Raw genomic sequence first — 14,321 nt, forward strand, 5'->3', positions numbered from 1 at the left:
CGACAAAACCAGATTGTCAGACAATAAGGCAAACCGACTTACAAACAAGGAGGAAACGAAAGATGCAACAACACATCATCGAATCGACTCATGTGAAATCGCACATCGATCCAGTTCAAGAAGTCCGCCGACGAATCGACTTTTTAAAAACGTACGTCAAACGTGTGGGGGCGAAAGGACTCGTCCTCGGCATTTCAGGTGGACAAGACTCGACACTCGCGGGCAAGTTATGCCAACATGCGATGGAAGAGTTGCGGGCTGAGACCGGCGGCGACTATACGTTTTATGCGGTCCGCCTCCCATACGGCGAACAACATGATGAAGACGACGCCAAGCGGTCACTCGATTTCATCCGGCCTGACAAGACGTTCACCGTCAACATCAAGCCGGCCGTCGATGCTTCGGTCGAGGCGTTCAAACAAGCGACGACGCTCGAACTCGGCGATTTCCATAAAGGAAACACGAAAGCGCGTGAACGGATGAAAGTCCAATATGACATCGCAGCGACGTTCGGGGCGCTTGTCGTCGGGACTGATCATGCGGCAGAGTATGTAACTGGATTTTATACGAAGCACGGGGACGGGGCAGCCGATTTGACGCCGCTTACGGGACTGAGCAAGCGACAAGGGAAAGCGTTGCTCCATGAGCTCGAAGCGCACGAGAGTCTGATTTATAAAGTGCCGACGGCTGACCTCGAGGACGACAAACCGGGTCTTCCCGATGAAGTCGCACTGGGGATGACGTATGACCAACTCGACGATTATTTAGAAGGGAAAGCCGTCGACCCGGCTATCGCCGAGCGGATCGAGACGATCTTTAAGCGGTCGCGCCATAAGCACCATATGCCGGCGTCGCTCTATGACGAGTGGTGGCAATGAGCTAATTGAACTACCCCCACCTACGCTTTGCTTAGAGGTGAAGGATTCCTGAGTTATCCGACCTATCAGCCGGAACCTAATCAGGCTAACCCCGTCGTCCCGACGGTTGAAAGTTGATCTTGTCCGTTTCTTTAGTGCGGATGCCTACTTTGCTTGGTTTTCGCTAATTCGGTCATCCGCTAGGTGAACGTTGAAGATTTTACGTGACAGACGAACTTCCTGCCACAACCCTATATCTTCAGTTTTCAAGGAACGTGACACTTATTTTTTTACCTGATTTCAGGAAGTTCAAACACGATGTCGAACCATTGATGTATCGAAAGACACGCCTGGTTCGAAGGCGATTCATCTCCCACTTTCACTAGGGCTTCGCCCGCGTCGTTTAGAAGTGGGAGTATTCTCGCCTAATTTTGATAAAGAGGAGACGCGGTCGTATTTCGACCATGTCTCCTCTTTCCATTCAACGAGCAGTACGTTTTGGAACGAATTGAATGACTAAAATCAGCGTGAACGCGATGAAGCTCAAGAGCGGGATCGTGACGAACCCGAAGTAGTTCACCCAACGGATGAGACAGTCGTTGCTGCAAAACGCGTCCCCGTTCGGAATCCGTTCGAGCACGACGTGGTATAGGCTGATCAGCCAGCCGGAACCGGCCATCAGTCCGATGAAGAGACGGTTGACCTCACGGTTCGTCAACATGATGGTCAAGTAATAAATCGCGAGCGGGTACATGAATATGCGCTGAAACCAGCACAGCTTGCAGGGCAGATAAAGCATGACTTCGGAGAAGTACAAACTTCCGAGCGTCGCGACGGTCGCGACAATAAAGGCAAAATGATGACGTTGCATACGATTTCCTCCTGACGACTCAAAAATTGCGAATGAACATGATATGATACAGGTTAGCAACAATGAATTTAGTATACAGTCTTAGAAACGATATAGAAACAGGTGACGTCATGCAAGTATCAGAAGTGGAAGTGTTGATCGTCCTCGCCGAAGAGTTGAATATGAGAAAAGCCGCCGAGCGGTTGTTCGTCTCCCAACCGGCTTTAAGCCAACGCCTCGTCACGATCGAGCATCAGTGGGGCAAGAAGATTTTCGTCCGCTCGACGCGAGGCCTCGCCCTCACCCCGGACGGTGAGAAAATCATCGACTTCGCGAAAAAGATGTATAGCGAAGAGCAAGAACTTCGGGGAGAGTTGACGGCCAAGCAAGGCGAAGTGTATGGGACGCTCAAAATCGCGGTCGCCTCGATCATGGGACAGTATTGGTTGCCCCGCGTCTTGAAACGATTCATGGAACGGTATCCGTCCGTCCGGGTCAAGCTCGTGACAGGATGGTCGAGCGAGATGATGCGCTATATGCTCGAAGAGAGTTTCCATATCGGAATCATTCGCGGTAATCCGGACTGGCGCGGAGAAAAGATGAAACTGTTCTCAGATTCACTTCACCTCGTTGATATGCGGATGACCGATTTAAAGCAGTTGAAAAATAACGAGCGCTCGTTCATTCAGTTTAAGAGTGACTCGACCTATTATCAAGAAATCCTTGAATGGTGGCAAGAGCGGTTCTCGAGTCCTCCGCTCACAACGCTCGTCGTCGATCAAATCGAGACGTGTAAACAGATGGCGCTGCATGGGATTGGTTTTGCCATCTTGCCGGAGTCGACGATTCGCGATGTCGAGGCGATCAATAAGATCCCGCTCACGTCGTCGAACGGGACACCGCTCGTGCGTGACACGTGGATGTTGTCGACCGACTCGATGCGCGAGCTCGCGCAAGTGAAAGCGTTTTGGGAAATCGTTGAAGAAGTCACAAAGGAGAGTGTGGAATGAGTTGGGCCATAGAAGCTAGAAGACAGTTACATTTGATTCCAGAACCGGGGTACAAAGAGTTTAAAACACAAGCGACGCTTGAGGAGTTGATTCGTTCGTTTAACTCGTCACGGGTCCATATCTCGCATTGGCGCACCGGACTGTTCGTGCGTGTCGACGGTCTTGTCGGCGACAAGACGATCGGGTATCGGGCCGATATGGACGGATTGCCGATCACGGAAGAGACAGGACTTGAGTTCGCATCGGTCCATGAAGGCATGATGCATGCCTGTGGCCATGACGTCCATATGGCGATCGCGCTCGGCTTGATCAAACGCGCGATCGAAGAGCCGCTCGATCATCATCTCGTCGTCTTTTTCCAACCGGCCGAAGAAGGGCCGGGCGGTGCGGAACCGATGGCGATGTCGGAGTTGTTCTATCATTTCCGTCCTGACGCGATGTTCGGTCTCCACGTGGCGCCGGAATACCCGGTCGGCACGATTGCCTCACGGCCGGGCGTCTTGTTCGCGAGTGCACGTGAGCTCCACCTCACGATTCACGGCAAGGGTGGGCACGGCGCTTTCCCGCATGCCGGGATTGACGCTGTCATCGTTCAGGCGGCACTGATCATGCAGCTGCAGACGATCATCTCTCGCAACATCGACCCGATGGGGAGCGCCGTGATCAGTATCGGTAAAGTCGCTGCCGGCACGAAAGAGAACATCATCGCCGAGACGGCCAAGCTCGATGGGACGATCCGGGCCCTGTCGGATAAAGAAATGGTCGTCCTTGAGCGCCGGATCCGTCAAGTCATCGCCGGTGTCGAGATGACGTATAACGTCCATATCGACCTCGAGTTCGGCAACCGGTACCATGAAGTAGTGAACGACGAACGGTATTTGTTCCAGTTCGAGGAAGCGGTCGAAGACGTCGGCTATTCGTATAAGACGTGCGTCCCGGCCATGACCGGTGAGGATTTCGGCTATATGTTGAAACAAGTGCCGGGGTTCATGGTGTGGCTTGGGGTGAACGACATGGGTTCAGGTCTTCATCAAGCGACGCTCAATCCGGATGAGCGGGCGATCGATGTCGCGGTCGAACTGTTCGACCATTTCTTTAGAACGGTCATTGTGAAGTGAACGAAGCGGACGCGTTGCGGTTCGCTTTTTTTATTGGAATGTGTTGAATTGTGCTTCCGATGTGAGGAAAAAGGGAAATTATTATGATTGTAAAGCGTCGATATTGTTAAGCTTGTTCAAATGTGAACATTTTGCGAACTCAAGCATTGAGACATTACAGCGCTATATAAAATCATTATGATAGGGTTATCCAAAGGAAATCATCTGTGATGTTTCGTTTCACGCATCGGTGTGAAGCGCTAGAGAGAGATAGGAGGTAATCAATAGATGTTTCAAGATCCGGTCCTGATGAGTCGGGCGTTAACGGCACTCACGTTAGGCTTTCATGTGATTTTTGCCACAATCGGCGTCGGGGTTCCACTTTTAATTTTATTGGCAGAGTTTTTAGGTATTAAAAAGAAAGATCCGAAATACATCTTGATGGCTCGTCGGTGGTCGCGAGGCTATGTCGTGACCGTCGCGGTCGGTGTCGTCACCGGTACAGCCATCGGGCTGCAGTTATCACTGCTTTGGCCAAACTTGATGCGCGTCGCCGGTCAGACGATCGCGCTGCCGCTGTTCATGGAAACGTTCGCGTTCTTCTTTGAAGCGATCTTCCTCGGCATTTATTTGTATACATGGGATCGGTTTAAAAACCCGTGGCACCATATGCTGATCGGGATTCCAGTCGCCGTTGGTGCACTGTTCTCAGGCTTCTTCATTACGACAGTCAACAGCTTTATGAACCAACCTGTCGGATTTGACATCGTCGATGGGAAACTTGCGAACGTGAGTCCGCTCGAGGCGATGTTCAGCCCGGCGATGCCGACGAAGATGGCGCACGTATTAACGTCGGCCATTTTGACATCGGCGTTCATCTTAGCGGCGATTGCGGCCGTGCAGTTATTGCGCCAACGTCGTAACCAACTCGACAAATTGTCAGTCGAGTATCACAAAAAAGGTCTTCGTCTAACGATGACCGTCGCGCTCATCTTTGCGATTGCGACTGCGCTCGTCGGAGACTTCTCAGGTAAATACTTGGCGAAGTATCAGCCGGATAAGTTGGCAGCGGCAGAGTGGCACTTTGACACCTCCTCCGAAGCCGAACTCATCTTGGGCGGATGGCTCGAAGACGATGGTGAAGGTGGTTACGAAGTACGCGGGGCCATTAAAATCCCTTATGCGTTGTCAATCTTAGCGGGCGGTGTCCCAAACTATGAAGTGACGGGTCTTAATGAATTTGCGAAAGAGGACCAACCGCCACTGTTCATCCACTATCTGTTTGATGCAATGGTCGGAATCGGGATGCTTCTTGCGCTTATCTCATTCCTGTTCGTCCTCGGACGCTATATTAAGCGATTGCCTCAATTCAGCAAACCGATGCTGATCGCGATTGCGGCGGGAGGCCCTCTCGCCATGATGGCAATCGAGTTCGGGTGGTTCTTCGCCGAGTTTGGCCGTCAGCCATGGGCGCTCTATGATTTGATGCGCACGAGTGAGGCAGCGACAACGTCGGCTAACGTAGGTTGGATGCTCATCGCCTTCACGATCCTATATGCGGTTCTTGGCGTGGTCACAGTGCTCGTCTTGACACGTCTGTTCAAGGACAACCCAGTCGGGAAAGAACTAAAACAATCGGAACATCGCGGCGAAGCGATGTTTGCGGATGAAGTGTGATCGGAGGATATGACATGCAAATTCAAGAATTAGGGATTGCCGTATTATGGACGTTTTTATACGGCTATCTCATCGTTGCATCGATTGATTTCGGTGCCGGCTTCTTCGCTTTCTATAGTAAGTACACGAAGCGAGACCAAAAAATCAATCGCCTGATTCAACGGTATTTGTCGCCGACATGGGAAGTGACGAACGTCTTCTTCGTCTTCTTCTTCGTCGGAATCGTCGGGTTCTTCCCGGATACGGCTTACTATTATGGAACGGCCTTGTTAGTACCGGCCTCTGTCGTGTTGATTTTGCTCGCGATTCGCGGAAGTTTTTATGCGTTCGCGAACTACGGTTCGAAAGAGAGTACGTTTTACGTGTTCTTGTATGGTGCGACAGGTCTATTGATTCCGGCAGCGATGTCGACCGTGCTCACGGTCAGTCAAGGCGGATTCATTAACGAGACAGAGTCGGGTGTGTTCTTTAACGGATTGAAGTTGTTCACAAACTTTTACTCGTGGACAGTCGTGATCCTCGCGATCGTGTCGGTGCTCTATATTAGTGCGATGTTCCTCTTGTTCTATGCGGACAAGGCACGTGATGTCGAAGCAGTCGGCCTCGTGCGTAAGTGGGCGCTCTTCTGGAGTGTTCCGACGATCCTCGCTTCGGGACTCGTCTTCTTCGGCTTAAAGTCGCAGGCGGCATGGCATTATGAAAACATTTTGGCGGGTAACTGGTGGTGGTTCGCCGCGAGTTTCGTCTTCTTCATCATTGCCGTATCGTTCGTCTACTTGAAACGCAACTACGGACTCGCTTTCTTAATGGTCATGGGTCAGTTCTTCATGGCGTGGTTCGGATATGGCTATACGCATTTGCCGTATATCCTCTATCCGTATATCGACATTAACGGAAGCGTCGTCAACGAGTCGATGGCGATCGCGCTCGTCATCGTGTTCATTCTAGGATTGCTCTTACTCGTACCGGCGTTGTATTTATTGCTTCGTCTGTTCTTGTTCGACAATGACTATGTGCGTGGAAAACGTTCAAGCGGTAAAGCATAAGACCGGGATTTCCCGGTCTTTTTTTGTATAGTTTTTTTAGGGCGAATCGGTTACACTGTACGAAGAATCGGGAACAGAACCAGCTGTAGGGAAAGGGATGTTTTGAATATGACAGGTGAATTTGCAGTCATCGGCTTAGGTCGGTTTGGTGGGTCGATCGTGCGGGAGCTGTCGTCGAACGGATATGACGTGCTCGCCATCGACGTGGATGAAGAACGCGTCAATGAGTTCATGGGTCTAGCCACGCACGCGGTCATCGCCGACACGACCGATGAGAACGTCTTAAAGAGTCTTGGGATTCGTAACTTCGAACATGTGATCGTGGCAATCGGAGAAAACATTCAAGCCTCGATTTTGACGACGTTGATTTTGAAAGAGCTCGGTGTCCAAATCATCACGGTGAAAGCGACGAACGACTACCACGAAAAAGTCCTACGTCGAATCGGTGCGGATAACATCGTCCACCCGGAACGCGATATGGGCGTCCGGATCGCCAACGGATTGATGAGCCAAAGTATTTTGGATTACCTTGAACTTTCAAATGAACATTCGATTGTCGAGATCAAGGCTTCTGAAAAACTATCGAATAAATCACTGATTGATTTGGACCTTCGTGCCAAATACGGAGTCAACATCGTCGCCATCCGTCGTGGTGACGACGTCTTGATTTCCCCTCAAGCCGACGAGATGATCCTGCCGGAAGATATTTTGATCATCATCGGAAAAGATACCGACCTCGACCGGCTCGAACGCTCGCTTCGGTCAAGATAAAAACGAGAGGCGCGCGCCTCTCGTTGTTTTTAGATTAATTTCATTTTTCTTAGTCCATACTCGATACCGTCTTCAAGAATCGATTTCGTCACAAAGTCGGCCGCTTCTTTTGCCTCGGCTCGTCCGTTGCCCATCGCGATGCCTGTACCGACGTATCGGAGCATCGCCAAGTCGTTCAACGCGTCACCGAAGGCGTATGTGTTCTCGAGGCGATAGCCGTTCGTCTCGATGAAGTGGCGAATGCCGTCCGCCTTGCTCGCCCCGCGATTGATGACGTCCATCGCATGCGGGTGCCAGCGGATAAAATCGAATTCGCTGTAAGCGTCGAGATAACGATGCTCTTCTTCAGGCGTGCAGTAGAGCAACGTCTGATAGACGTCCTGTTCAATGTGGAAGTTTGGCGCGTACGTCGGGATCGGTATATCGAGTTCACCGAGCGACTGTTCGACGACGTGGTCGTTCGGTTTCGTCGCGCCGCCACGGTCTTGTCCGAGATAGACGAGTGTGTGGTCGTTCGTACCCGCATGGTCCGTCAAACGGCTGAGCGCATGAGTCGGTAGCGTGTTCCGATAGACGATTTCCCCACGGTGGACGACGATTTGGCCGTTGTAGCACACCATGCTCTCGATTCCAAGTTGCTGCGGGATGTCTGAGAGCATCGCCGGGCCTCGTCCCGTCGCGATGAACGTCTCGACTCCGTTCGCACGAAGTTGTTCGATCGCCGCAATCGTCGAAGGCGGAATATACGTCCCTTCGTGGAGAAGTGTGCCGTCAATGTCAAAAAAGACTACTTTTTTATCTTCCATTCGAATCACCATGCTTTCTCTGTCTTGTTTAGGGTATGTCTATACAAAAAAGCATACCACGAAATCAAGAAACAGCCCTCAATCTGACGTCATTAGTGAAATTTTGTCACAATATGAGCTATAATGAAGAAAGAATCTTACGGAGACATAACTTTATCACGAGAATCACTTATGTATCACATAGATGAAAATCAACTAACTAGAAGTAAGGAGAGATTAAATGAAGTTTGTAAAGAACCATCAAACCGCTGTGTTCGCATTAGGCGGACTCGGAGAAATCGGGAAGAATACGTACGTCGCTCAATTTCAAGATGAGATCATTGTCATCGACGCCGGGATTATGTTCCCAGAGGATGACTTGCTTGGGATCGACTACGTCATTCCAGATTACTCATACTTGATCAAAAACAAAGAAAAAGTAAAAGGGGTGTTCATCACCCACGGTCACGAAGACCATATCGGTGGAATCCCGTTCTTGTTGAAACAAGTCAAACTGCCGATCTATGCGACAAAGCTCGCCCTTGGGTTGATCAAAGTGAAACTTGAGGAGCATGGCTTGCTTCGCGAGGCCGAATTGCATGAAATCGATGAGGATACGATCGTTAAGTTCAGAAAGACGAGTATCTCGTTCTTCCGGACGACTCACTCGATTCCGAACTCGCTCGGTGTCGTCGTCAAGACGCCACAAGGCAACATCGTCCATACCGGCGACTTCAAGTTCGACTTCACACCGGTCGGCGAGCCGGCTGATATCGCCAAAATGGCTGAGATCGGGAAAGAAGGCGTCCTTTGTCTCTTGTCAGACTCGACGAACGCAGAAATCGAAGGGTTCACGATGAGTGAAAAAGTCGTCGGCGGGACGATCAGTGAGACGTTCCGTAAAGCGGAAGGGCGCATCATCTTCGCGACGTTCGCCTCGAACATCTATCGTCTGCAACAAGTCATCGACTCTTGTGCTGAGACGGGCCGCCACTTGCTCATCTTCGGTCGCTCGATGGAAAAAGTCATGACGATCGGACAAGATCTCGGCTTCATCAACGTACCAAAAGGAATGATTATCGAGACGAACCAGATGCGCAACTTCCAACCACATGAAGTGGCGATTCTCTGTACCGGATCACAAGGTGAACCGATGGCTGCGCTCAGCCGGATTGCGAACGGGACACACCGTCAAGTTTCGATCATCCCTGGCGACACGGTCATCTTCTCATCGTCACCGATTCCAGGTAACGCCGTGTCGGTCGGTAAAACGATCAACCAACTATACAAAGCGGGCGCTGACGTTGTCTACGGTAAACTCACGAACATCCATACGTCAGGTCACGGATCGCAACAAGAGCAACTGCTCATGATCCGGTTGCTCAACCCGAAATTCTTCATGCCGATTCACGGAGAGTACCGCATGTTAGTGAAACATGCCGAGCTCGCGCAGTCGGTCGGGATCCCGAAAGAGAACACGTTCGTAATGGACAACGGCGAAGTGCTCGCCGTCGACGCCGATTCGGCTGCCATCACAGGCAAAATTTCGGCGAACGCCGTCTATGTTGACGGAAACGGCATCGGTGACATCGGCAATATCGTCTTACGTGACCGCCGCATCTTGTCAGAAGATGGACTTGTCGTCGTCGTCATCAGCATCGACGGCAAGACGCGAAAACTCGTCTCCGGACCCGACATCATCTCGCGCGGATTCGTGTACATGCGCGAATCGGGTAGCTTGATTCGTGACGGTGAGCGCTTGCTCAAGAAGACGGTCGAACAAGGATTGTCGAATAAGCAGATGAAGTGGTCAGAGATGAAACAACTCGTCTCGGATACACTCACACCATACTTGGCTCAAAAAACACGAAGACACCCAATGGTTCTTCCGATCATTATGGAAGTATGAACGAACGGGCTGTAGGTGACTACAGCCCGTTTTTTAGGGCATAAAAAAGGGGACGGTGCGTATGGAACGGCAGAAGCGTAAGACAGGATGGCTCAAATGGGGACTTGCCGCATTTGCGCTCTTATTTTTAGTCACGATGATTTATCATCAAGTAAAACCGCTACCAGAAGGGGTGTCTCGAGCATCCGAATCGGTAAACATCTCGGATGACCAAATCGATTTTTTGTCTGATTTGACATACCAAGGGGAAGATACGGAAGTGACCGAGCAAGAAATCTTCCAAGATGTCGAGCGATCGATTCGGGAAGCAAGCGAATATATCGTCATGGACTTTTTCTTATTCAATCCATATTCAAATGAAGATCGACAGTACCCGGACATCACGGCCCGCCTGTCGTCAGCACTCTTAGAACAGATGGAGCTGTATCCGGACTTGAACGTCGTGTTGATCACAGACGAGATCAACACGACGTATAACGGCCACGCGTCTGACCATTTAGACGTGCTCAAGGAAGCGGGCGCTGAAGTCGTCTACACGAACCTCGACGCGTTACGTGACCCGAATATCTTGTACTCGACGTTGTATCGCATCGGCTTCCAATGGTTCGGGGACAGCCAGAACGGTTGGCTTTCGAACCCGATGGCGAAATCGGCACCGGACATCACGATTCGTTCTTATTTACGGTTACTGAACGTGAAAGCGAACCATCGCAAAGTCATGGTGACGGAGAACGACGGGTTCGTCCTCTCGGCGAATCCGCATGACGCGTCCGGTTACCATTCAAATGTCGGTGTCCGACTCGACGGTCCGATCCTAGCTGACATTCTTGAAGGGGAAGAGGCGATCGCCCGGTTCTCGAAAGGGGATGCGAGTCGTTTCCCGAGTGAAGAAAAACTTGCCGCCTTACGTGACGAGGACTCGGACGGACCGATGCAGGTTCGTTACGTCACCGAGTCGAAAATTCAAGAAGCCGTCCTGAAAGCGATGGAAGAGGCGAAAGCGGGCGAGACGATTTGGATCGGCATGTTCTATTTGGCCGACCGGAACATCATCCAGTCGATCCACGACGCCGCCGAGCGCGGCGCGTTCGTCAAGCTCATCCTTGACCCGAACACGAACGCGTTCGGGCGTAATAAGTCGGGTCTCCCGAACTTGCCGGTCACGGCTGAGCTCGTCGAAGTCAATCCGGAACAGATCGAGGTCCGCTGGTACGAAGTCGGGAAAGAACAATATCATCCGAAGATGCTCTACGTCGAAGGCGAGCAGCGTGTTGTCGTGATGGGGTCTGGCAACTATACGACCCGGAATATGAACGACTATAACCTCGAGGCGGACGTCGAAGTGACGACTGCGACCGAGACCGAGTTCATGCGCGAAGTCGATAGCTATTTCAAACGGCTTTGGAACAACGAGGACGGGACGTACACCGTCGCTTATGATGAGATTCAGACCGACTTGCCGATCGGCAAGTACTTGCTCTACTGGTTACAGAAGTTGACGTGGACGATGACCTACTGACCTAAAACAAGCCCGTCCTCATCAGAGGGCGGGCTTCAACTTGTTGACTAACATGATTGCTATCGCTCGTCCTTTCGGCGCCCACGCTTTCCGCAGGCAATCCCGGAGCCGCATCGCGACTCGCGTCGCTGCTGGGTCTCCGTTGGATTGCTATCCTGCAGGGGACGGGGCGCCATCGGACGAGCAACGCACACGGTCCCATCTGGCGGCGGTCACCGCACAAAACATGAAGAAGCTGACTAGTTTATTGGCCTGGAGAGACCGTATACATATCATTTTTTCAATCTTGTGCCGAGCAGAGTGACTCGAGGTCATCGAACATAAAAAAGACGAACCAATTCGCGAAAAGCGAATTGGTTCGTCAACAGCCCAAGCCCGTCCTCATCAGAGGACGGGCTTGTTTTATTGCGTTTCGACTGGATTGAACTCATTTGAATACTCGTATAAGAACTCGCCCGTCTCACGGAGCACGTCCGTCTTCCGATGAAGTGAGAAGTGATCGTATGGGACGGTCTCGGTACCGATATTGTTCGTGTATTCCTCAAGCAAGAGCGAGCTCGACGGTTCGATCAAGTTGAACTCGCCGCCTCGTCCTGAGAACGAATACACTTGGACGGAACGGGGCCACGTCTCAAGCTTCGCCTGGAACGACTTGAGCCCATCAGAACTCGGCGACAAGTCGCGGATGGCTGGACTGCCCGTGTTCACACCGAAGTTGCTGGCGGATAAACCGAAGTTGGCGAGGCGCGTCCCGGCGAACGGGCTATCGAACGTAACGAGCTTATCGACGATATACTCGTCTTGGTTCAAAATATAGTTGGCTGCGGCGACACCGCCCATACTGTGCCCGATCACATACATGCGGTCGAACGAACGGTTTCGTTCCGATTTGTACTCTTCGATGGCGAGGTTCAACCACTTCGTCTGGTTGTTCAAGGACGCTTCAGCATCCTCATATTCAATCCGGACGATCGGGCGGTTCGAACTGTAATCATTGATGACGCAGTCGACCGCTCCTTTCGCTGTCACCGTACAAAGCGCACCGTCTTTGGCGAGTCCGCGCTGCTCCATGTATTGGGAGAAGCGGAGGAACGTCCGGTCGGTCCCAAGCAGGCCGTGGACGGCGAACGTCGGGATGAATTCATCGGTTTGGGCGGCTTGACGGATGGCTTCGACTTTTCGATCGTTCGTCAGCTCTTCACGTACGGTCACGATAATGATGGCTAACGCTAACAGGATGATCAACATACCGAGCACGCGCGAACGAATCGATGTCCGGTCGGGGTTTCCGACATTTTTCCGAGATCTCCGCCAAAAGAAGAAAGCAGTCACACTAGCAATGATGGCAACGACGATCGTGATGGTCCACGCTTTGACGTTCGGTACGTGCGCAACAAGCATCATATTGTTTTGGCGTCCGCCGTACACTTGCCACTCGACTTGTTTCATTGAACGAGGGTCAAGACCGGTCCCGTCCTCGACGAACACACCGGTCGGTACCGTCAAATTGAAACGGATGTCGGCTTGGCGGATGTAACGCTCGGCGAGTTCTTTCGGGGAACCGCTCAAGTTGACACCAGGCAAGTCAACGCGATCGAGACGTAAATCCAAGTTCGTCTTCAATACGTATGAATCGAACCAAATGCCGTCTTCCTTTTGAACGTCAAATTTCACGTCGGGGGGAACGAGGACACCGGCCGGTCCGGTCTTCCATTCCTGTTTAATGTTTCGCAGTTCATCGGCGTTTTTGAACGTCTTCTTTAACACCATACCTTCGTAATCGTCTTCGCTCGAATAGTCTCGAGTCGCATAGCCGTTATCGTTCGCTTGTTGTTTCCACGTTTCCCAGTCGAGCCGTAAGTTTAATAGCTTCATGACCGGGTGATCGCGGAATGCATACGTCGTCTCGAGCGTGACAGACTGATCATAGTGGACGGTGGCGTCATATTCGATCCGGACGCATCCACCGATTAAAAGAAACAAGAATGGGAATAGGAACAACAGTGTCTTTTTTTTCACGCTCGTCACCTCAGATCGGTTCACCGTATGTTTCTAGCGGATTGGTCGTATTAATGCGGTCATAAAACAGGACGCCGTCCAAGTGGTCGAGTTCGTGTTGGCAGACGATGGCTCGCATCCCGCGAAGACGTAACTTGATCGGATTGCCGTCACGGTCAAATCCTTCGAGGGTGATGCGACGGTGACGCGGTACGTTGCCTTTGACGATGCGGTCGACAGATAAGCAGCCTTCACCGCCGTTCAAATACGTCTGTTCGAGCGAATGACTCGTGATTTTCGGATTGAAGATCGACAGCTTGAACGTCTCTTCTTCCTCTTTTAGCAGGACTGTGAAGAACCGGCGATTGACACCGAGTTGTGGTGCGGCAATCCCGACACCGCCGCGAAGCTCATATTTTTCACTGATCTCAGGGTCTTGGCTGTTGACGAGGAACGTTTCCATCTCGTCGAGCAGGGCGAGGTCTTCTGCCGTAGGTGGAATCGAGACTTCACTTGAACGGTTACGGAGCCGCTCATCTCCTTCACGAATCACGTCTTTCATTGTTAACATGGGTAAACTTCCTTTCCAATTGCGATATGTCCAATTATATCATATTTAATGAGCGAATCGCTCAGATGGTACAGAAGGTGAAATGAAAATGATACAGAGCGTAAAACATTCGAAAAATGTGTTCATGTAAGCGTTTTTATGGAGTGAGCATATTTTTTGCGTTATTGTAACAACCCGTTTTATACTGACTAGGAAACGGCAGGAGAAGTCATACTTTCCTGAATCACGTTA

12 protein-coding genes are annotated in these 14,321 nt (G+C 51.2%); 8 read left to right on the forward strand and 4 right to left on the reverse strand.

Annotated features, from left to right (window positions below; all coding sequences use genetic code 11):
* The first annotated feature begins 62 nt into the window (after window positions 1-62).
* The gene (gene nadE / locus EVJ28_RS00390; RefSeq protein ID WP_131457259.1) at window positions 63-878 is read left to right on the forward strand and encodes an ammonia-dependent NAD(+) synthetase; all 816 of its coding nucleotides are present in this window, start codon (window positions 63-65) and stop codon (window positions 876-878) included.
* Between the two features lie 460 nt (window positions 879-1,338).
* Here nadE and EVJ28_RS00395 read toward each other — a convergent pair whose 3' ends face one another.
* On the reverse strand, window positions 1,339-1,728 hold the full coding sequence (locus tag EVJ28_RS00395) for a disulfide bond formation protein B (protein ID WP_131440401.1): 390 nt from the start codon (window positions 1,726-1,728) through the stop codon (window positions 1,339-1,341).
* Window positions 1,729-1,838: 110 nt separating this feature from the next.
* On the opposite strand from EVJ28_RS00395, the gene EVJ28_RS00400 reads away from it, so the two are divergent.
* The 5 genes from EVJ28_RS00400 (at window position 1,839) to EVJ28_RS00420 (ending at window position 7,308) form a co-directional block, all read left to right on the forward strand.
* Window positions 1,839-2,717 (forward strand): transcriptional regulator CcpC, encoded by an 879-nt coding sequence (locus EVJ28_RS00400; protein ID WP_131487800.1) that lies wholly within the window; start codon window positions 1,839-1,841, stop codon window positions 2,715-2,717.
* Window positions 2,714-3,835, forward strand: a complete 1,122-nt coding sequence (locus EVJ28_RS00405; protein WP_070327605.1) for an N-acetyldiaminopimelate deacetylase — start codon at window positions 2,714-2,716, stop codon at window positions 3,833-3,835. Before EVJ28_RS00400 ends, EVJ28_RS00405 begins: the two co-directional genes overlap by 4 nt.
* 267 nt (window positions 3,836-4,102) lie before the next feature.
* Window positions 4,103-5,491, forward strand: coding sequence for a cytochrome ubiquinol oxidase subunit I (locus EVJ28_RS00410; RefSeq protein WP_131487802.1), 1,389 nt, complete (start codon window positions 4,103-4,105; stop codon window positions 5,489-5,491).
* Window positions 5,492-5,505: 14 nt separating this feature from the next.
* Complete coding sequence (locus EVJ28_RS00415; protein WP_131457253.1) at window positions 5,506-6,537, forward strand: cytochrome d ubiquinol oxidase subunit II; 1,032 nt, start codon at window positions 5,506-5,508, stop codon at window positions 6,535-6,537.
* Between the two features lie 108 nt (window positions 6,538-6,645).
* Complete coding sequence (locus EVJ28_RS00420; RefSeq protein WP_131457251.1) at window positions 6,646-7,308, forward strand: potassium channel family protein; 663 nt, start codon at window positions 6,646-6,648, stop codon at window positions 7,306-7,308.
* A gap of 29 nt (window positions 7,309-7,337) precedes the next feature.
* Here the strand turns inward: EVJ28_RS00420 and EVJ28_RS00425 are convergent, their stop codons facing one another.
* Window positions 7,338-8,126 carry a Cof-type HAD-IIB family hydrolase gene (locus EVJ28_RS00425; RefSeq protein ID WP_201738307.1) on the reverse strand — a complete coding sequence of 263 codons (789 nt, stop codon included), beginning with the start codon at window positions 8,124-8,126 and terminating at the stop codon, window positions 7,338-7,340.
* A 208-nt stretch (window positions 8,127-8,334) separates the two neighbouring features.
* Here EVJ28_RS00425 and rnjA point away from each other — a divergent pair, with 208 nt between their 5' ends.
* Together rnjA and EVJ28_RS00435 are read left to right on the forward strand one after the other, a co-directional pair.
* Window positions 8,335-10,002: a ribonuclease J1 gene (rnjA, locus tag EVJ28_RS00430; RefSeq protein ID WP_070327600.1), complete on the forward strand. Its 1,668-nt coding sequence runs from the start codon at window positions 8,335-8,337 to the stop codon at window positions 10,000-10,002.
* A 61-nt stretch (window positions 10,003-10,063) separates the two neighbouring features.
* Window positions 10,064-11,521, forward strand: coding sequence for a phospholipase D family protein (locus tag EVJ28_RS00435; protein WP_131487804.1), 1,458 nt, complete (start codon window positions 10,064-10,066; stop codon window positions 11,519-11,521).
* Between the two features lie 402 nt (window positions 11,522-11,923).
* On the opposite strand, the gene EVJ28_RS00440 is transcribed toward EVJ28_RS00435, so the two are convergent.
* Both EVJ28_RS00440 and def read right to left on the reverse strand, forming a co-directional pair.
* Complete coding sequence (locus tag EVJ28_RS00440; protein ID WP_131457375.1) at window positions 11,924-13,549, reverse strand: alpha/beta hydrolase; 1,626 nt, start codon at window positions 13,547-13,549, stop codon at window positions 11,924-11,926.
* Window position 13,550: 1 nt separating this feature from the next.
* Window positions 13,551-14,090: a peptide deformylase gene (gene def / locus EVJ28_RS00445; protein WP_131457248.1), complete on the reverse strand. Its 540-nt coding sequence runs from the start codon at window positions 14,088-14,090 to the stop codon at window positions 13,551-13,553.
* Window positions 14,091-14,321 lie beyond the last annotated feature (231 nt).

The organism is Exiguobacterium sp. SH3S3 (genome assembly GCF_004337115.1).
Taxonomy (GTDB): domain Bacteria; phylum Bacillota; class Bacilli; order Exiguobacteriales; family Exiguobacteriaceae; genus Exiguobacterium; species Exiguobacterium aurantiacum_A.

Coding starts and splice junctions, on each gene's coding strand:
- nadE (WP_131457259.1), top strand. CDS start 63: ATGCAACAACACATCATCGAATCGACTCATGTGAAATCGCACATCGAT.
- EVJ28_RS00395 (WP_131440401.1), bottom strand. CDS start 1,728: ATGCAACGTCATCATTTTGCCTTTATTGTCGCGACCGTCGCGACGCTC.
- EVJ28_RS00400 (WP_131487800.1), top strand. CDS start 1,839: ATGCAAGTATCAGAAGTGGAAGTGTTGATCGTCCTCGCCGAAGAGTTG.
- EVJ28_RS00405 (WP_070327605.1), top strand. CDS start 2,714: ATGAGTTGGGCCATAGAAGCTAGAAGACAGTTACATTTGATTCCAGAA.
- EVJ28_RS00410 (WP_131487802.1), top strand. CDS start 4,103: ATGTTTCAAGATCCGGTCCTGATGAGTCGGGCGTTAACGGCACTCACG.
- EVJ28_RS00415 (WP_131457253.1), top strand. CDS start 5,506: ATGCAAATTCAAGAATTAGGGATTGCCGTATTATGGACGTTTTTATAC.
- EVJ28_RS00420 (WP_131457251.1), top strand. CDS start 6,646: ATGACAGGTGAATTTGCAGTCATCGGCTTAGGTCGGTTTGGTGGGTCG.
- EVJ28_RS00425 (WP_201738307.1), bottom strand. CDS start 8,126: ATGGTGATTCGAATGGAAGATAAAAAAGTAGTCTTTTTTGACATTGAC.
- rnjA (WP_070327600.1), top strand. CDS start 8,335: ATGAAGTTTGTAAAGAACCATCAAACCGCTGTGTTCGCATTAGGCGGA.
- EVJ28_RS00435 (WP_131487804.1), top strand. CDS start 10,064: ATGGAACGGCAGAAGCGTAAGACAGGATGGCTCAAATGGGGACTTGCC.
- def (WP_131457248.1), bottom strand. CDS start 14,090: ATGTTAACAATGAAAGACGTGATTCGTGAAGGAGATGAGCGGCTCCGT.